The organism is Shewanella glacialipiscicola (assembly GCF_023283485.1).
Taxonomy (GTDB): Bacteria; Pseudomonadota; Gammaproteobacteria; order Enterobacterales; family Shewanellaceae; genus Shewanella; species Shewanella glacialipiscicola.
On the sequence record NZ_JAKILU010000014.1, the window covers coordinates 51,655 to 69,297 of the forward strand.

The following is a 17,643-nucleotide window of genomic DNA, read 5'->3' on the forward strand; positions in this document are numbered from 1 at the left end:
AATATAATGAAGACTGTGTCACTTAACGATAGATACCATTTTCAAACTTGCCATTAAACGGCAGGACTTTTAAGCTAGCCTAATAACCGGATTGAGGAAGTAGCAAAGTGACTCTGGCGACATGGCAAGCATTTATCAATGACCAAAAGGCGTTGCCTTATTTTCAACAACTCAGCGTATTTGTAGACAATGAACGCAGAGCTGGGAAAGTGGTTTACCCTCCCGAAACCGATATTTTTAATGCCTTTAATATTACTCCTCTTGAAAACGTCAGAGTTGTTTTGATTGGGCAAGACCCCTATCACGGCCCAAACCAAGCCCATGGTCTATGTTTTTCGGTTAAGCGTGGTATTAAACCGCCGCCTTCTTTAGCCAATATGTACAAGGAGTTGGCTACGGATATTACGGGCTTTTTAATACCATCTCACGGTGACTTGTCTGCATGGGCGGAGCAGGGGGTGTTGATGCTTAATACTGTGCTAACGGTTGAGCAAGGTAAGGCGCACTCCCATGCCAAAGCGGGCTGGGAAACCTTTACTGCCGCTGCGTTGGGGTTATTAAATCGCCAGACACAGCCTATTATTTTTATACTTTGGGGCAGCCATGCGATAAAGAAAGGACAAGTGATCACCGCACCGCAACATCATGTGCTCACAGGTCCACATCCTTCTCCCTTATCGGCTTATCGGGGGTTCTTTGGCTGTGGACATTTCTCTCAAGTGAATCAATTATTACTTGAGCGGGGCGAAGCGCCGATCCGTTGGCAGGTTTAATCCTAGGATTAAATGATGAGTAGACAATAAAAAGGTCTTATTGAATAAGACCTTTTTATTGGGCGATAAAGACTAGATTAGCAAATAGTCAGTGATTACGGTCGACCGAGATTTTAGCGAGTGTGACTAAAGCTTGCTTGTAGTCGCTCTCTGGCAGAATAGACAGTGCCGCAATGGCTTTTTCTGACTCTTCAATCGCTTTTTGCTGGGTATAGTTTAAAGCGCCGCAATGGTGCAATGCTGCTACTATTTTATCTATAGCCAGTGTGCCATCACCTTGTTCTATTGCTTGACGTATGAGCTGTTTCTCTTCGTCTGTACCATGGGCAATAGCATAGATGAGCGGCAGAGTGGGTTTACCTTCGGCAAGGTCATCTCCTATGTTTTTGCCTAAATCGTCACTGTCAGCGGTATAGTCGAGTAAATCGTCCGTGAGCTGAAATGCCGTACCAAGATACTTACCATAGTTACCTAGCGCAGTTTCTTGTTCTGGTGTTGCATCAGCTAAGACCGCAGCGAGCAAAGTTGCAGCTTCAAATAACTTGGCTGTTTTGCAATAAATGACCCGCATATAACTTTCTTCTGTGGTGTCGGGATCATTACAATTCATTAATTGCAAAACTTCACCTTCAGCCAGCACGTTAGTGGTATCGGCGAGCACTCTAAGCACTCTCATGTTATCGAGTTCAGTCATCATTTGAAACGAGCGCGTGTAAAGGAAGTCACCGACCAGTACGCTGGCGCTATTACCGAACAGTGCGTTGGCGGTTTCGCGCCCCCGGCGTAATGTTGATTCATCAACCACATCATCATGCAGTAATGAGGCTGTATGGATAAACTCAATAATCGCCGCAAGCTTAAGATGTGCTTCACCTTCATAACTCACCGCACGGGCGGCTAATACCGATAGCAGAGGACGAAGACGTTTACCACCACCATTGATAATGTAAAATCCTAATTGATTAATTAGGGCGACATCTGATTCAAGCTGTTTATATATCAGCTGATTGACTGCTTGCATATCAGTGTCAGCCAGTTGACGAATAGCGTTTAAATCCATAATAGACTCTGGTTGTGGGGTCATGCGTATCGGCCCCTGTTTAGGCTCACGTATTATAATTAAATGAATTTTACCTAAAATTTCGACATATGACAGCACTAGCTCAACTAATGTGAGAGTTAATCCGGTCTTTTTTTATTCTTTCCTAATTAGGGGTTGCCAGAGTGAGGTTCTTCGCGTAAACTCCGCGCCCATTGTCAATAAAGTTTTTTATAGCACCCTGCCTCATCCAAGAATGAGCCCGCGTGTTAGGAATTGGAGTAAAATAGCTATGTACGCTGTTTTTCAAAGTGGTGGTAAACAACACCGTGTAGCCCCAGGCCACACTGTTCGTTTAGAGAAGTTAGAAGTTGAAACTGGTTCTACTATCGAGTTTGATCAAGTTCTTTTGATCGCTGATGGCGAAACAGTTCATGTTGGTGCTCCTTTAGTTGCTGGCGGAAAAGTCATTGCTGAAGTTGTGAGTCACGGTCGTGGTGATAAAGTTACTATCATCAAGTTCCGTCGTCGTAAGCATCACGACAAGAAGATGGGCCACCGTCAGTGGTTCACTGAAGTTAAAATTACTGCTATCAACGCATAAATAGGAGTCTAACTCATGGCACATAAAAAAGCTGGCGGTTCTACTCGTAACGGCCGCGATTCAGAAAGTAAACGTCTAGGTGTTAAGCGCTTTGGCGGTGAATCAGTTCTAGCTGGTAACATTATCGTTCGTCAACGTGGTACTAAATTCCACGCTGGTGTAAACGTAGGTATTGGTCGTGACCATACTTTGTTTGCTCTGACTGACGGTAAAGTTAAATTCGAAGTTAAAGGCGCTAATAACCGTAAGTTTATTAGCATCGAAGCTTAATTTTCGAATCTAGCCTATACTGTTAAAGCCCCGCCATTGGTGGGGCTTTCTGTTTTTTGTGCTTCTATTTACACCGTGTAAATGGCTGTTTTGGGTATCTATTACCAAAAAACCGCATTGACAGGTAAGATTGGGAGCAAAGTATCTCGAGTTTTTTGGCGACCAATGAAGTTAGACAGTATAATTGCTTCATTCAGTGGTGCCAGGAGTAAGTATGAAGTTTGTCGATGAGGCAGTAATTAGGGTCGAAGCAGGCGACGGCGGTAGCGGTTGTGTTAGCTTTAGGCGCGAAAAGTATGTACCTGATGGTGGTCCTGATGGTGGTGATGGTGGCGATGGCGGCAGTGTTTTTTTGCAGGCAGATGAAAACTTCAACACCTTGATCGAGTTCCGTTTTGAACGTTTTCACATGGCTGAACGTGGCGAGAATGGTCGTGGCCGTGATTGTACCGGTCATAGCGGTAAAGATTTGATCTTAAAAGTTCCTGTCGGTACGCGCGCGGTTGACCATGATACTGAAGAAGTGCTTGGGGATCTTACGACCCATGGCCAAAAGCTATTGGTTGCCAAAGGTGGTTTCCATGGTTTAGGTAACACCCGTTTTAAGAGCAGTACTAACCGTGCTCCACGTCAAAAGACATTAGGAACACCAGGTGAAGTTCGTAGCCTTAAATTAGAGTTGTTACTGTTGGCTGACGTGGGTTTGCTAGGCATGCCTAACGCGGGTAAGTCGACATTTATTCGTGCCGTTTCCCGTGCAACACCTAAAGTGGCTGACTATCCGTTTACCACTCTTGTGCCAAACTTAGGCGTAGTTAATCCTCGTCCAGGTCAAAGCTTTGTGATTGCCGATATTCCTGGCTTGATTGAAGGCGCTGCCGATGGTGCGGGTTTAGGTATTCGTTTCTTAAAGCATCTTGAGCGTTGTCGTATTTTGCTACACATTATCGATATTGAGCCTATTGACGGAACCGATCCGGTTGAGTCTGCGCGCGCAATCGTGGGTGAGCTTGAAAAATACTCACCAAAATTAGCGGGTAAGCCACGCTGGTTAGTCTTTAACAAAACCGATCTACTGCTTGAAGAAGAGCTGCAAGAAAAAGTTGATCGTATCGTTAAAGAAATGAACTGGGAAGGCGATGTTTACACTGTTTCTGCCTATAATCGCCACGGTACCAGTGAGTTAGCATTAAAACTGCTTGATTACATTGCGAGCCTACCACCTGAAGACAATAACGTCGATCCTGATAGCGAAGTCGAGTTCAAGTGGGATAATTATCATCAAGCTAATATTGATTCATTGAATGAAGATTATGTCGATGAAGATGATGATGACGACTTTGATGATGACGACTACGATGTAGAAGTTATTTACCAAAGATAATGTGATTGCATGAATTGCGCGAGTTATGTGTACGCTGATACTTAAAGTGATATGACTCGCCACGTTGTGCGTGCTGTACAACGGTTGTTAACCTAGTCGCCAGCTGATTTAGTTAAAAAATCAGCTGGCGACTAGGTTAGATTTTAAATCTCACCAGTTTAAATTGTTCTATCACTTTTAATTTCTTCGCATTAACCGCCTTATTTCCTCGTTTGTGTATCACTACCCGATTTTGTATGCGTAAGTATGCGATTAACCTCAGCAATATTTTTTTATCCTAAACTTTTATGACTTTAAAGTCGCTATTGCTTTAGTACAATTGATTATTCAGCTTAAAATTAGCCTAGAGTGTGTACTCATTACGATTTATCGCTTACAAGCTGCCTTTATCTTAAGCCTATTGGTGTTGATCTCAGTCACATAAGCAGCATTTTAGGGAGCTGTTTTATCATTTAATGATTTGTCTACATAAAGGAGTAAACATGCGTATTGCTATGATAGCCGCGATGGCAAACAATCGAGTTATCGGGAAAAATAATAAAATGCCATGGCATCTGCCAGAGGATTTACGCCACTTTAAGGCTATCACCCTAGGCAAGCCAGTCGTTATGGGGCGTAAGACCTTTGAGTCTATCGGTAGACCGCTTCCTGGCAGACATAACATCGTCATTTCACGTCAAACAGATCTTGTCATCACAGGGGTAACCTGTGTTACGTCCTTTGATGCAGCTAAAGATATTGCTGGTGATTGCGAAGAACTTGTCATCATTGGCGGCGGTCAGCTTTATGCCGAGTTATTACCTTACGCGGATACTCTATATTTAACGCAAATTAATCTTGAAGTTGAAGGCGATACTTTTTTCCCTATGTGGGATGACGGTTCTTGGCATGAAATAGCGTCTTTATCGGGTAAAAGTACAGAAGGGTTGGAATATCGCTTTATCACCTTAAGTAAAAGATGTTAAATTACTGGCTGTGTTGTGTACCCTGCGTGTATGCGGTGTAGCTTAATCGGATGTGTTTTATCCTATTGGACATATAGTTAACCTAGAAAAAGGGATCGTTTTGTCTTGTTATCTTAGATGTTGAACGAGAGCTAAAACCAAAAGATTGGCATTATTTAGATAATAGATGCAGCCCATACAATATTAATTATAAAAAATAAGAAAGTATTGAGGAGTATCGGATGCGTCTAATACCTGTAGCATTAGCTGCGTTAATTGGATTTAGTTATATTTCTGTACCTACAGCTGCCGTTGCAGCTGAAGATCCATTAATTGCGAGTATTTGCGATTATGTAAAAGCGAACGATAAAAATCGCCTACGTAAAAAGTTAAAAGAAAGCCGCGTTAAATTACGTCAAATTTACAGTAGTATCAGTTGCGATGGGGCGAGTTTGTTAAGGGCTGCCTATAGCGTAAATGCTGACGATGCGGGTGAGTTCGTTGCTAAACGTTTGTCAGTTAATGAATTGAGTGTAGCCGAAGCTGATGGTGTGACAATTTTTGCTTGGGCTGAAGCCAATGGTCATGGTGCTAGCCCAATTACTGCTGCAGTTAAAGAGCGTTTAGGCGCTGCAGCAGGTGGCGAAGAAGAGTAGCTGGCTGAGCCGTTATTTACTGGCCTAACAGCTTAAGAAAAATGCCGAACTTCAGTTCGGCATTTTTTATATTTAAACTCAGTGCTATACGGTATTTTGAGTGAAAAACCATCGACGGTTTGACTATTATCGAGAGCCACTTAGCGAGCCTCGATTGCGCTTAAAGCGTGATTAGAGCCTAAACTCACCGACTGAAGCTTGCAGTTCTTCGGCTAATTTAGCGACTTGGTGACTAGATTGAGCGGTTTGATCTGCGCCGATAGCGGTTTCTTCTGAAATAGCCGCAATATGTTCAAGTTTCTCTGATACCTGTTGGCTCACTAAGTTTTGTTCCTGCGCTGCATGGGCGATGTGAGTACCTGAATCATAGGCTCTGTGGACTGATTGACTGATGGTTTCCAGTGCAATGTTTGTTTGCTCTGTTTTCTCGACACAGGCATTGGCTTGCGCGCGGCCTATATCCATTGCAACAACAGCTTGTTCTGCGCCCAGTTGTAGTACTTCAATCATTTGTTGGATTTCTCTTGTTGATGCTTGAGTACGAGAGGCTAGATTACGAACCTCATCGGCAACAACGGCAAAACCGCGGCCTTGCTCACCCGCGCGAGCGGCTTCAATGGCGGCATTGAGTGCGAGTAGGTTAGTCTGCTCAGCAATACTGCGGATCACATCTAAGATAGAGCTAATGGACGCGCTATCTGATTGCACTTTGTTGATCACTAGACCGGCTTTGGCGACTTCATCGGCTAATGCCAAAATAGTCAGTTTGTTCTCCTCTGCAATAATACGCATATGCTGCGTTTCTTGGTCAGCCTGTTTAATTTGCTCAAGAGCTTCATCTGCACTTAACGTGACTTGCTGAGCACTGGAGCTCAGTTCCGTTGTGGCTGCGGCGACTTGGTCAACTTGGCTTTTTTGCTCTTGAATGCCGGACGTGGTTTGGGCTGTAATGGCTGAAGTTTGCTCGGCCGCTGCAGCAAGTTGGTTTGAGCGATCTAAAATACCAATAATCAAACTTCGCAGACTGTCGACAAGGCGATTACAATTTTTCGCCAGTTCAGCAAATTCATCGTGCCCAGAATCATCGAGTTTGTGAGTCAGGTTGCCCGAAGCTAAAACGTTAAGAGCATGGTTTACTTGGCTTAGTGAGCGTTTTAGCGGATTGACGACAGCAAAGCTGACGATGACAGCAACAACAATAGCAATCAACACGACTAGAGTTGTTTGTATGCTGGCTGAGTCGATGTTATCGATAGTATCTCGGCTCATATTTGCTGCAATAAGTTCGATATTATTGCTGACATCATCCATATTGGCATTGATAACGGTGACATCTTTTTCAATAACGTTGAGTTTTGCTATGGATTCTTTAGCGTTACTGAGTTGGCTCGATTTCACTTGCAGCATAGATTGCGGCCCAGTGACGAGCGTTAATACTTTTTCAATATCTTTGGTCACTGAACTTAAAGTCTCTGCTGCGATAATGCCTTGACCGTGGCGATTGACATAATCCAGTTTGTTCTTGGTTTCGCTAAGAATATAGTCAAGTTCTTTAGAAATCAGTTCGTGCTTGCTGTCTTCTTCGTTACTCACTAAGTCTGCGATAGTCGTGATAATATTGCCCAGACTGGTGTCTATGGCGCTCGCCGATGCCGCAATACTCTGTAAATCAGGGTTGTCACTGCTTTCTAAATCAACAATGTCGAGCAATTCTGATGATGCATCATCGGCCGCGTTTTCGAGTTTTTTCTTCAGATCGATTAACAGTTCTTGCTTGCTTAAAGCCGCTTCTCGTTCGGCAAACATGGCTAGACTGTCGCGTTCAAAGGTAGAAAAACTGCTATTCAATTGGGTAGTTAAAGAGGCAAAGTTGGGATGATTTTTTAATAATTGAGAAAGGTTAGCTATTTCATCTTTAAAGCGAGAGGTGTGACTGCCGAATACTGCGCGGATACTTGGGATCGTTGTCGCTTTTGGGGCGTGGTAGGCAATGAGGATCTGTTTTTGTTGTTCACTCAATGTCTCGCTTAAATGATTGGTCGATTTAAGCGCGGGCAAGCTTAACTCTTGCATCATAGCCGAACTTTCTTTGAGGCTATTGTTGGTGAGATAAGACGTGAATCCTAGCAGCACGAGTAACAGTATAACAATACCAAATCCGCCAATGACTCTGGTGGCTACATTAAATTTCATAGGAGACTCCGATTTTTATTATATTTTTCCAAATGAAAGCAGGGATATATTCAGGGGCAGCACAAAGGGTTATCGACGTTAAGTCACTTTAGTTTAACTCTTTTTTAACTTCTTTTGGGTGATTATTTGGTCTTTTTCGAGGTGCCATAGGGTTAAATGTTCACCCCAGCAACATCCGGTATCTAAAGCCTTTAGCTTATTGTTGCTGACCTTACCCATCAGTGCTGCCCAATGTCCAAATACTAGGGTATGACTCTCACGCAAAGGTGAGGGGAAATCAAACCAGGGCCGTAATTGAGGATTGGTACACTTTTCTGGTGGCTGCTTACAATCAAAATTAAATCGGCCATCAAGATAGAGGTAACGCATGCGTGTTAATGCATTGATACAATAGCGTAATCTGGTTATACCTGCCGCAGTGGCATCCCAGTGATCCGATGTATCGGAGTACATTTGGCTTATTAACGCCTCTAAATAGTCATCCCGTTGTAATGCTTCACTGACTAACGCGGTTTCTTGCCTTAATACGTCTAATGACCATTGTGGCGGTATACCCGCATGGCTCATGATGATCTTATGCTCAGGTAACTCACGCATAAGTGGTTGCTGCCTTAGCCAGTCAATGGATGCTGCAATGTCGGTAGACTCTAGAATCTCAGTAAGATGATCGCTAGGTTTAGGCCGTTTAAGCTTACCGTGCAATGCTAATAAATGTAGATCGTGATTACCTAATACTGTTTTAGCGGCATCGCCTAAAGAACGAAAAAAGCGCAGAGTGGCTAAGGAATCAGGCCCGCGAGCAACCAGATCGCCTACGGCCCAAAGCTCATCGCGGGAAGGATTAAAATCAACCTTAGCGAGTATTCTTTGTAACTCAGTAAAACAACCTTGAATATCACCAACAAAATAATGTGCCACAGCAACCCTTCCTTAATATATCAATGAAGTAACCCTGGCGTTGTTAAGCGGAAGGGACGGATCGTTGCCTGAAAACGTTCACCCGATTCGCTGACCATACCATAAGTGCCGTGCATAATGCCTAGCGGTGTATCGAGCACTGTGCCACTGGTGTATTGATAGGCTGTATTAGGCGCTATGGTGGGCGTTTCGCCGACCACTCCTGCACCTTGGACTTCACTGATATTGCCGTTGGCATCAGTGATGATCCAGTGGCGAGTTTCGAGCTTGGCCGCTTTATTACCTAAATTAATGATGGTGATGGTATAGCTGAAGAGATATTTTTCATCTTCGGGTGAGGATTGTTGCTCGATATACTCAGTTTTGACTTCGACCCTAATGGAGGTATCCAATGCGCTCATTGTGGTTCCTAAGCTCTGGTCTAAGGGCACCTAAGTGCCCAGACGGGTTTATGCTTGCTTATCACATACCATGTTAGCCATTGCCACATATTGCTGAACACTGATTTGCTCAGGGCGTTGACTTGAATCTATGCCTAATTGTTCAAACTCGGCATCGGATAGCATGTGCTTTAAGTTATTACGTAATGTTTTACGGCGCATGTTGAAGGCCGTGGTACAAAGGTGGCGTAGCACTTTTACGTCTTTACAAGGAAATGGCTTTACTGCGTAGGGCAATAAGCGAACTACTGCAGAATCGACTTTTGGTGCTGGAGTAAAGCTATGTGGCGGCACTTCGAGTACGGGAACCACCTGGCAGAAATATTGTGCCATTACGGTTAAACGGCCATAAGCTTTACAGCCAGGGCTCGCCGATAAACGCAGTACCACTTCTTTTTGTAACATAAAGTGCATTGTTTCAATCTGTTCAGCAAACTCAAACAGATGGAACATTAGCGGCGTTGAAATGTTGTAAGGTAAGTTACCGAACACCTTCATTTTTTTGCCTGGCACACTCAATTGACCAAAATCAAACTGTAATGCATCACCTTGATGAATAGTCAGTTTATCTTTAAGTATTGGGTGCTGATGTAGACGCTCAACCAGATCGCGGTCAAGTTCAACAACCGTAAGATTATCGATAGCCTCTGCAACGGGTTCCGTTAAGGCGCCTAGACCGGGACCGATTTCTACCATTACATGGTGGTTGTCAGGGGAAATTGCACCCACAATGCGATCAATCACATTACTGTCGGTAAGGAAGTTTTGTCCAAAACGCTTTCTGGCCGTGTGGCCTAAATGTACTTTGCTGCTCATTAATAATGTAATCGTTAGTTCTTTGAGGATAACTCAATGGCTTTATTCAGAGCACAAACAAAACTGCCAATATCGGCTTTGCCTGTACCCGCGAGATCGAGCGCCGTACCGTGGTCAACCGAGGTACGAATATAAGGTAAACCTAAGGTGATGTTTACCGATTTGCCAAATCCTTGTGACTTGAGAACGGGAAGTCCTTGGTCATGGTACATGGCCAAGACGACATCAGCATCCTGTAAATATTTAGGTTGGAATAGGGTATCGGCCGGTAATGGACCAATAATATTCATGTTAAATTCTTCCCGCAATTCGTTCAAAGCAGGAATGATAGTATCGATTTCTTCACGGCCTAAATGGCCGTCTTCACCTGCATGTGGATTCAGGCCGCTGACATAAATTTTCGGTGAAGCGATACCAAATTTATTAATAAGGTCAGCATGTAAGATTTTGATGATATGCCGTAAACGTTGGCGAGTAATTGCTTTTGCAACATAGGCTAACGGAATATGAGTCGTTACCAGTGCAACTTGTAATCCTGGCGCAGTCAGCATCATCACCACATCGGGGCAATTAGCTTGGTGGGCAAAAAACTCGGTATGGCCGCTAAAGGAGATCCCCGCTTGATTAATAATCCCTTTATGTACCGGACCTGTCACCACAGCATCAAATTCGCCGCTTATATTTTTCTCACCAGCATAGCGCAGCGTTTCAATCACATAGCTACTATTTTGCTCATCGAGCTGACCACAAACCACATCACTGACTAACTTGAATGGCGCAATCGTTAAGGTGCCTGCTTCTTGTGGTCTGGGCGCTTGATTTGGCTGGTAAGGACGAAAGGTCACTTGCAAACCAAGTTGTTTGGCACGGTTTGTTAATAATTCAGGATCTGCACAAACGACTAACTCAGCAGGCCAAGCCTGCTGAGCGAGTTGTACGACTAAATCGGGGCCGATACCAGCGGGTTCGCCTGGGGTAATGGCAATGCGTTTAGTGCTCAATTAGAATTAACCTCGGTTGGTCTCTGGCTGGAAGATTTCAATGTATGCGTCTGAACGCATTTCGTCTAGCCAGTTTTGTAATTCTTCGTTAAATTTACGACGGAATATTAACTGATGCGCACGATTACTATTGAACTGATCGGTCGCGTCGGTTTTTCTGCGTTCTTCTAACTGGGTAATGTGCCAACCGTGAGTGGTACGGAATGGTTCACTGATTTGCTCTGGTTTTAAGCTATTGAGTGTTTGAGCAAACTCTGGCACATAAATGCTGGGTTCTGCCCAACCTAGCTCACCACCTTTAGTGGCTGAACCTGGATCTTCAGAATACTGGCGCGCAAGATCTTCAAATTTAGCTTCGCCTGAACGGATTTGCTTAACGAATTGCTCAAGCATAGCTTTGGCACGGTCTTCAGACAGAATTGGCGATGGCTTAAGCAGAATGTGACGAGCTCTTACTTCTTCAATTTCTTTTGTTTGCAGACCACGGGCATCCATAATTTTGATAATATGGAAACCAGCACCACTTTTGATTGGACCGAAAATATCGCCGGTCTTTGCGCCATTAATGACTTCGGCGAATAGGGTCGGCATTTCGTTGATGTTCATGTAATCCCAAATACCGCCTTCTAGAGCTTTTGGGCCTGAAGATGAAGCAATAGCAGTACTGCGGAAATCCTCACCCTTTTTCAAACGTTCCAATACAATATTGGCGCGTTTACTGGAGGCTTCTAATTGCTCGCTGGTTGGATCATTGGGGACATCAATCAAGATGTGGCCAATTTGGTATTCCACATCTTTGATACCTTGCTCTTGGATGAGCTTAACTAAACTGGTAATTTCCTGTGGAGATACCTGAATACGGCGCTGTACTTGAATACGCTGAATTTCACCTAAGGTGATTTCTTCACGTAATTGTTCACGATATTGGCTAAAGCTTAACCCTTCGCTTTCAATTTTCTGTTGCATTTGAGCGACAGATATTTTTTGCTCACGGGCAATGTTTTCAATCGCCTGGTCTAGCTGTAAATCACCAATGTTCAGGCCAATACGAGCAGCCATTTGGAGCTGCAAACGCGTCAGAATTAGGCGTTCAATAACCTGAGTGCGCAGGGCACTGTCAGAAGGTAACGATTGATTAGCAGCTTTAGCATTGGCTTTTACTGTGTCAATCATGTTGATGATTTCACTTTCTAGCACTATGCCGTCGTTAATTTGGACCGCAACACGGTCAAGTGGCTCTGGTGCTGCCAATGTAGATTGGCTCATAGCGAGTGCAAATAAAGCAAAAATTAGATGTTTACTGGGTTTCATCCACAAAATCCTTGGCACGTTCTAAGGTCAGGTTCGACGGCTTAATTAAATTAATTTTACCATTTATATCGAAATTACAGCGAGTTACCTTAATGTAATTTTTTGGCGATGCATTTGAGTGCCAAGCTAACCTTTTATATCTGCTTTTGTCAGCGTTAACAAAAGGCATATCATAAAGCACTCATTAACCTGTTTGGACTCTCAGTCCTTGTTGAGGTTCAGCAATCTATCACAATTCTTTATTAATTCCTCAGATAAAGCGGTTTTCTATAGTTAAACAGGCCGTCATCCAGCATATCGGATACGCCTAATGGGCCAGAACCACCGAGTCCTTTAATAACTAAATTCAAGTAAAATCCGCTGTCAAATTGTTCACGACTGTCGATAGCAGCAGAGCCTATGTTGTCATCGTAATTGGTTTTAATACGGTAGTGATAACTAAATCGCAATGCGTAACAACATGATTCATATTGAATACCAGTATAGGTTTCTATACTGCGGTCTTCATTCAAGTCGTAATACCAGTTACCGACAAAATAAAAGTTGTCAGTAATTGGCCAAGCTCCACGCACGCCAGCTTGGGAAATATTGACCGTGTCATTGGTATTTGAGTTCAATAAATCGGGTACGTAGCGATAACTCAATTGCAGTAGTTTGTTCACTTCAGGCCTGAAGTCTAAGGTGACTTCGGTTTTTTTATTTTCGCTAGTATTAGTATCGTATTGAATCGCGGCGCCCATATACCAATCCCGCGCTAAACGAGTATCTAATTCTGCGGCGAGTACTGATGTTGATTGGTTTGATTCAAAAATACTATCTTCGTAACCGACTTTACTGTCTTGAAGATAAAAAATTTGGCCTAGGCTAAATTTAGTGACTTCTTGATTGTGATCGTCTAACAAACGCGTTGTTATACCCAAAGTCGCTTGATTTGCATCAGAAATACGATCGAGCCCTGAAAAACGACGATCACGGAACAGACCAAAGTAGTCGTCCTGTAATTGGGCGGTATCATAAATGCCGATACCACGTTGATCTTCGTAGCCTACATAAAGATATTGAAATTGAGGTTCAAGTGTTTGGCGATAGTTCTCATCGAATAACTCAGTAAAACGTTCGAAGTTAATCTGACCATTAATGCGTACCTGCGGCAGTGTACGGCTTACCGTATCATCAATAGCCCTGTTTGGATCTACATTCTGCTGCCAATAGTTCGTTTGCATCAGCTTAACTTGGCTGGTGAGCGAACCTGAAGGCCCGTGAATCGGTAGGGTAACGCTCGGTGACATATGTAAACGTGTCGCCGTATTGATGTTGTTGTCTTGATGGGCAAAATTTGTTAGCTCTGAATTAAAGCCAAAATCTAAGCTATTCCAAAAATCGTCGGCACGATAATTAAGGTTGACCTGCGGCATCACCTGATAAGGTTTTTCGTCTTCACCGAGCACTTTAATATCTTGTACTCGAGTGCTGAGATCCCAGTTTCTTTCAAAGTAACTAATTTCGCCAATCCGTGATAACTGGTTATCTGTTGCACGGTTAACATCTGAATTTAAGTCATTGAAGTAATTGTTATCTGAGACATCAGTAAAATTAGCCAATACACGCCAATTTTTATCAATAGCCCCCTGATGTTGCCAGTTATATAGGTAACGATTGGGGTTGCCACTGATGAGTTCGTCATCGCCTAAATACTCTAAATTTAAGCGTCCATTTTGACGATCACCCGCTAAATAGCGAAACTCAGTCTTAGTGAATAAGCCACGGTTAGACATATAACTCGGGGTAAAGGTTAAATCATACTCTGGCGCAATATTCCAGTAATAAGGTACCGAGAACTCAACGCCATTGGTGGTGCTGGTACTAAAACTTGGGTAGAGAAAGCCCGATTTTCGTTTATCTGAAACGGGAATGGTCATGTAGGGAATATAGAATACGGGTACGCCGTGAATTCTTAATTTAGCATTCCAAATTTCGCCCCATTCTTCTTCACTGTTGATTTTGATTTTTTCAGCTTCGAGCAACCAAGACACATTGTCTGGCGGACAAGTTGTAAAGTTGGTATTGGTCAAAATTAAATTGTTATTGAGAGTAATTTGCAGTTTTTCAGCATCGCCATGCACTTGTTGGCCATGCAGCCAATATTGCGCCCCTTGTAACGTGGCGCGATTCGATCGCATTTGCGCTTGTAAGGATTCGGCGGTGACGGTGAAATTACTGTCTTGAAAGACTAAATTACCATTGGCATCAAACTGTTCGGTCGCTTGGTCTAAAATCGCTTCATCAGCGGCTATGTGCCTATCGCCTTGGCTAAAAAGTACATCTCCACGGAAAATGGCTTGTTTGCCCATTTCAGCATTGGAATTATCCGATACGATACGAATTTTACTCAGCTCGGCAGCGGTCATCCCCTGAGTTTGAGATACGATACGGGGTACTGGCGGTTCGATTAAGCATTGAGATGCTGAAGCGGTTGGAGAGTCGTCTGCCAGGACTAATTGCGGTAACAGGCTCAAGGCCAGAAAGTAACGGATCTGCATCTTTAGGTCAGTAATTATGATTTCTTAGTCTGGACAAGTATCGATGGGGAAAGTTGCAATGTACATATGCAACATCGTTAAATAAATCTCTCGATTTCTTAGCTGTTTCCAAATTATATGCCAGCTATAATAAAGCAATTTTTCTTTAAGAGCCATGAAATGACTTTATCCGATCCGAGATTTCTTTCCCTAAATCAGTGGCTGAAGGCTTATTTTTCCGATGAAGTGACACCTGTGTTGATTTCCGGTGATGCGAGCTTCAGACGTTACTTTAGAATATATACCCCTGATGCCAGCTTTATCGCAGCCGATTCACCACCTGATCTTGTGCCTATCGGGCCCTTTATTTCTTTGTCCAATGCTTATGCGGCAGCGGGATTGACAGTTCCAAAAGTGATCCATGCTGATGCGGCACAAGGTTTTATGTTGATAACAGATTTAGGCGATACCCAGCTGTTATCTGTGCTTAATGCACAAAATGTGGGGCAGTATTATCGTCAGGCGCTCGATTTACTGCCGCAAATCGCCTCAGTAGTAGAGAGCCAAGAAGTTAATAGCGGTCTAATTCACACATTACCACACTACAATGAAGCCTTCGTCCGCCGTGAATTGCATATTTTTACTGAGTGGTTGTTAGGCACCCACCTTAGTCTGTCTTTAAGCGATGATGAGCAACAATTGCTAAATCAGAGCTTTGATTACCTCATCGCCAATGCGCTATCTCAACCTAGCGTGGGAATGCATCGAGATTTTCACAGCCGCAATTTAATGCTGCAAGCAGGCGAGTTGTGCGTTATTGACTTCCAAGATGCTGTTGTTGGCCCTGTGACTTATGATGCTGTATCGCTGCTGCGTGACTGTTATATTCGTTGGCCACAGGCACTTGTCACCGATTTGATGCAGTATCATTATCAGCAAGCCGTTACGCATGCATTTATTCCGCCAGAGACTGGCTTTGACCAATATCAAACTTGGTTTGACCTTATGGGCTTGCAACGCCACATCAAGGCGGTGGGGATTTTTGCGAGATTAAATTATCGTGATAGTAAACCCGCTTATATGGCCGACATTCCGCTAACATTAACCTATATTGTTGATATTGCGATGAAGTATCCTGAGTTAGCGCCATTGGCACTGTGGTTGACTCGCCGAGTGCTACCAGCGTTTGCATCGACTGAGCCTTTAACTGAGGTTAAGTCATGAGAGCAATGATTTTGGCGGCAGGACGCGGCGAACGCTTACGGCCATTAACCGACACTTTGCCTAAACCTATGGTGCCAGTATTGGGTAAACCTTTGATTGTTTACCATATTGAAAAACTCGCCGCGTTAGGCATAGTCGATATCGTGATAAACCATGCTTGGCTTGGGCATAAGCTAGTCGAAGCCTTAGGCGATGGCAGTCATTTGGGTGTACGAATTCAATATAGTGCTGAGGAGCATGCGCTCGAAACGGGCGGCGGCATCAAACAGGCTTTGCCTTTATTGTGTGAGGGTGGAAGTAATGAACCTTTTTTAGTGATTAATGGTGATGTGTTTATTGATGCTTTGCCACCCATCACGCCGCTTGCCAAGGATATGCTGGCCCACCTTTGGCTGGTGCCTAATCCGCTGCAGCATCCGCAGGGCGACTTTGCCTTGAGTGGTAATCAAGTGCATGAGCCGGGCGATAAAAAATATACGTTTTCGGGTATGGGCATATATCATCCCGCATTCTTTAACGACTCGCCGGCGGGGGCTTTTGCTTTGGCGCCCTTGTTGAAAGCGTGCATGGCAGAGGGCAGCGTGACCGGTGCTTTGTTTGACGGACTTTGGTGCGATGTGGGCACTATTCCACGTTTACAGGCGCTTGAGTTAACATTGCAAACTAACATATCAATCTAGGTGCGTAGCGTATTTTGTCTCAATTGCGCTGGCATATTTAACACATTATAAATATCAGGATATAAGATGCGGCTTTGGGGTAAGTTTTTTGGGTTTGTTATTGGCTTTATGTTCGGTCGTATCTTTGGTGCATTGTTGGGTTTATGGCTCGGTCATCTCTACGATAAACGTGCGTCTTCAGGCGTAGGATTTCGAGAAATACTCGGTCAAGCTAAGAATCGTCAGGCGATCTTCTTCAATACCACGTTTGCCGTGATGGGCCATGTGGCGAAAGCGTCTGGGCACGTGACTGAAACCGATATTCGTATCGCGACGTTATTGATGGACCAAATGCGTTTAACCGGTGAGGCGCGTAAAGAAGCACAACAGGCATTTCGTGAGGGCAAATCAGCTGATTTTGACTTACGCAGCAGCTTACACGCTTTCCGAGCGATTACCATGGGGCGCAAAGAGCTCGTGCAGATGTTTATTGAAATCCAAATCCAAACGGCGTTGTCCGATGGTGAGCTGGATGCCGCTGAACACGCTATCTTGATGACGATTGCACAAGAGTTAGGTTATGGTCGCTCGCAGTTGGATGCTTTACTTCAACGCTGGCAGGCTGAGTTTCGTTTTAATCAAACATCTAATGGCAATAAGACCTCGGTCACTGATGCTTATAGTTTGCTGGGTATTACCGACGAAGCCAGTGATCAAGATGTTAAACGGGCTTACCGTAAGTTGATGAACGAACATCATCCCGATAAGTTAGTGGCGAAAGGTTTGCCACCGGAAATGATGGAGCTGGCAAATCGTAAGGCTCAGGATATTCAAGCCGCCTATGATAGAGTCAAGTCTGAGCGTGGTATGCGTTAGATTTGGCTGAATTGGA

At 43.9% G+C, this 17,643-nt stretch carries 17 protein-coding genes; 9 read left to right on the forward strand and 8 right to left on the reverse strand.

Annotated features, from left to right (window positions below):
* Positions 1-107: 107 nt before the first annotated feature.
* The gene (gene ung, locus L2717_RS11825) at positions 108-773 is read left to right on the forward strand and encodes a uracil-DNA glycosylase (protein WP_220773561.1); all 666 of its coding nucleotides are present in this window, start codon (positions 108-110) and stop codon (positions 771-773) included.
* 88 nt (positions 774-861) lie between these two features.
* On the opposite strand, the gene ispB is transcribed toward ung, so the two are convergent.
* Positions 862-1,833, reverse strand: a complete 972-nt coding sequence (ispB, locus tag L2717_RS11830) for an octaprenyl diphosphate synthase (RefSeq protein ID WP_220773564.1) — start codon at positions 1,831-1,833, stop codon at positions 862-864.
* Positions 1,834-2,104: 271 nt separating this feature from the next.
* On the opposite strand from ispB, the gene rplU reads away from it, so the two are divergent.
* The 5 genes from rplU (at position 2,105) to L2717_RS11855 (ending at position 5,670) form a co-directional block, all read left to right on the forward strand.
* On the forward strand, positions 2,105-2,416 hold the full coding sequence (rplU, locus tag L2717_RS11835; protein ID WP_076500982.1) for a 50S ribosomal protein L21: 312 nt from the start codon (positions 2,105-2,107) through the stop codon (positions 2,414-2,416).
* Between the two features lie 15 nt (positions 2,417-2,431).
* Complete coding sequence (gene rpmA / locus L2717_RS11840; protein WP_006080527.1) at positions 2,432-2,686, forward strand: 50S ribosomal protein L27; 255 nt, start codon at positions 2,432-2,434, stop codon at positions 2,684-2,686.
* Between the two features lie 214 nt (positions 2,687-2,900).
* Positions 2,901-4,070 carry an Obg family GTPase CgtA gene (gene cgtA, locus L2717_RS11845; protein WP_220774513.1) on the forward strand — a complete coding sequence of 390 codons (1,170 nt, stop codon included), beginning with the start codon at positions 2,901-2,903 and terminating at the stop codon, positions 4,068-4,070.
* Between the two features lie 482 nt (positions 4,071-4,552).
* Positions 4,553-5,035 (forward strand): type 3 dihydrofolate reductase, encoded by a 483-nt coding sequence (folA, locus tag L2717_RS11850; RefSeq protein WP_220774514.1) that lies wholly within the window; start codon positions 4,553-4,555, stop codon positions 5,033-5,035.
* Between the two features lie 221 nt (positions 5,036-5,256).
* Positions 5,257-5,670 carry a DUF3718 domain-containing protein gene (locus L2717_RS11855; RefSeq protein WP_220774515.1) on the forward strand — a complete coding sequence of 138 codons (414 nt, stop codon included), beginning with the start codon at positions 5,257-5,259 and terminating at the stop codon, positions 5,668-5,670.
* Positions 5,671-5,841: 171 nt separating this feature from the next.
* Here L2717_RS11855 and L2717_RS11860 read toward each other — a convergent pair whose 3' ends face one another.
* The 7 genes from L2717_RS11860 to lptD all read right to left on the reverse strand — a co-directional run bounded on the left by L2717_RS11860 (position 5,842) and on the right by lptD (position 14,889).
* Positions 5,842-7,863, reverse strand: a complete 2,022-nt coding sequence (locus tag L2717_RS11860) for a methyl-accepting chemotaxis protein (RefSeq protein ID WP_220774516.1) — start codon at positions 7,861-7,863, stop codon at positions 5,842-5,844.
* 93 nt (positions 7,864-7,956) lie between these two features.
* Positions 7,957-8,781: a symmetrical bis(5'-nucleosyl)-tetraphosphatase gene (locus tag L2717_RS11865; protein ID WP_220774517.1), complete on the reverse strand. Its 825-nt coding sequence runs from the start codon at positions 8,779-8,781 to the stop codon at positions 7,957-7,959.
* A 20-nt stretch (positions 8,782-8,801) separates the two neighbouring features.
* Positions 8,802-9,182, reverse strand: coding sequence for a Co2+/Mg2+ efflux facilitator ApaG/CorD (gene apaG / locus L2717_RS11870; protein ID WP_220774518.1), 381 nt, complete (start codon positions 9,180-9,182; stop codon positions 8,802-8,804).
* A 48-nt stretch (positions 9,183-9,230) separates the two neighbouring features.
* Positions 9,231-10,037, reverse strand: a complete 807-nt coding sequence (rsmA, locus tag L2717_RS11875) for a 16S rRNA (adenine(1518)-N(6)/adenine(1519)-N(6))-dimethyltransferase RsmA (protein WP_220774519.1) — start codon at positions 10,035-10,037, stop codon at positions 9,231-9,233.
* Between the two features lie 14 nt (positions 10,038-10,051).
* Positions 10,052-11,038, reverse strand: coding sequence for a 4-hydroxythreonine-4-phosphate dehydrogenase PdxA (pdxA, locus tag L2717_RS11880; protein ID WP_220774520.1), 987 nt, complete (start codon positions 11,036-11,038; stop codon positions 10,052-10,054).
* A 6-nt stretch (positions 11,039-11,044) separates the two neighbouring features.
* Complete coding sequence (surA, locus tag L2717_RS11885) at positions 11,045-12,349, reverse strand: peptidylprolyl isomerase SurA (protein WP_220774521.1); 1,305 nt, start codon at positions 12,347-12,349, stop codon at positions 11,045-11,047.
* 242 nt (positions 12,350-12,591) lie between these two features.
* Positions 12,592-14,889: an LPS assembly protein LptD gene (gene lptD, locus L2717_RS11890; RefSeq protein ID WP_220773269.1), complete on the reverse strand. Its 2,298-nt coding sequence runs from the start codon at positions 14,887-14,889 to the stop codon at positions 12,592-12,594.
* Between the two features lie 159 nt (positions 14,890-15,048).
* Here lptD and L2717_RS11895 point away from each other — a divergent pair, with 159 nt between their 5' ends.
* The 3 genes from L2717_RS11895 (at position 15,049) to djlA (ending at position 17,627) form a co-directional block, all read left to right on the forward strand.
* Positions 15,049-16,092 (forward strand): aminoglycoside phosphotransferase family protein, encoded by a 1,044-nt coding sequence (locus L2717_RS11895; RefSeq protein WP_246611744.1) that lies wholly within the window; start codon positions 15,049-15,051, stop codon positions 16,090-16,092.
* Positions 16,089-16,772 (forward strand): N-acetylmuramate alpha-1-phosphate uridylyltransferase MurU, encoded by a 684-nt coding sequence (gene murU / locus L2717_RS11900; RefSeq protein WP_220773267.1) that lies wholly within the window; start codon positions 16,089-16,091, stop codon positions 16,770-16,772. Before L2717_RS11895 ends, murU begins: the two co-directional genes overlap by 4 nt.
* Positions 16,773-16,838: 66 nt before the next feature.
* Positions 16,839-17,627: a co-chaperone DjlA gene (djlA, locus tag L2717_RS11905; protein ID WP_220773266.1), complete on the forward strand. Its 789-nt coding sequence runs from the start codon at positions 16,839-16,841 to the stop codon at positions 17,625-17,627.
* Positions 17,628-17,643 lie beyond the last annotated feature (16 nt).

Excerpts from the sequence above, each read along its gene's own strand:
- L2717_RS11860 (WP_220774516.1), bottom strand. The coding sequence starts at position 7,863 with ATGAAATTTAATGTAGCCACCAGAGTCATTGGCGGATTTGGTATTGTT.
- lptD (WP_220773269.1), bottom strand. The coding sequence starts at position 14,889 with ATGCAGATCCGTTACTTTCTGGCCTTGAGCCTGTTACCGCAATTAGTC.
- ispB (WP_220773564.1), bottom strand. The coding sequence starts at position 1,833 with ATGGATTTAAACGCTATTCGTCAACTGGCTGACACTGATATGCAAGCA.
- folA (WP_220774514.1), top strand. The coding sequence starts at position 4,553 with ATGCGTATTGCTATGATAGCCGCGATGGCAAACAATCGAGTTATCGGG.
- apaG (WP_220774518.1), bottom strand. The coding sequence starts at position 9,182 with ATGAGCGCATTGGATACCTCCATTAGGGTCGAAGTCAAAACTGAGTAT.
- murU (WP_220773267.1), top strand. The coding sequence starts at position 16,089 with ATGAGAGCAATGATTTTGGCGGCAGGACGCGGCGAACGCTTACGGCCA.
- surA (WP_220774521.1), bottom strand. The coding sequence starts at position 12,349 with ATGAAACCCAGTAAACATCTAATTTTTGCTTTATTTGCACTCGCTATG.
- djlA (WP_220773266.1), top strand. The coding sequence starts at position 16,839 with ATGCGGCTTTGGGGTAAGTTTTTTGGGTTTGTTATTGGCTTTATGTTC.
- L2717_RS11895 (WP_246611744.1), top strand. The coding sequence starts at position 15,049 with ATGACTTTATCCGATCCGAGATTTCTTTCCCTAAATCAGTGGCTGAAG.
- rplU (WP_076500982.1), top strand. The coding sequence starts at position 2,105 with ATGTACGCTGTTTTTCAAAGTGGTGGTAAACAACACCGTGTAGCCCCA.
- L2717_RS11855 (WP_220774515.1), top strand. The coding sequence starts at position 5,257 with ATGCGTCTAATACCTGTAGCATTAGCTGCGTTAATTGGATTTAGTTAT.
- rpmA (WP_006080527.1), top strand. The coding sequence starts at position 2,432 with ATGGCACATAAAAAAGCTGGCGGTTCTACTCGTAACGGCCGCGATTCA.
- rsmA (WP_220774519.1), bottom strand. The coding sequence starts at position 10,037 with ATGAGCAGCAAAGTACATTTAGGCCACACGGCCAGAAAGCGTTTTGGA.
- cgtA (WP_220774513.1), top strand. The coding sequence starts at position 2,901 with ATGAAGTTTGTCGATGAGGCAGTAATTAGGGTCGAAGCAGGCGACGGC.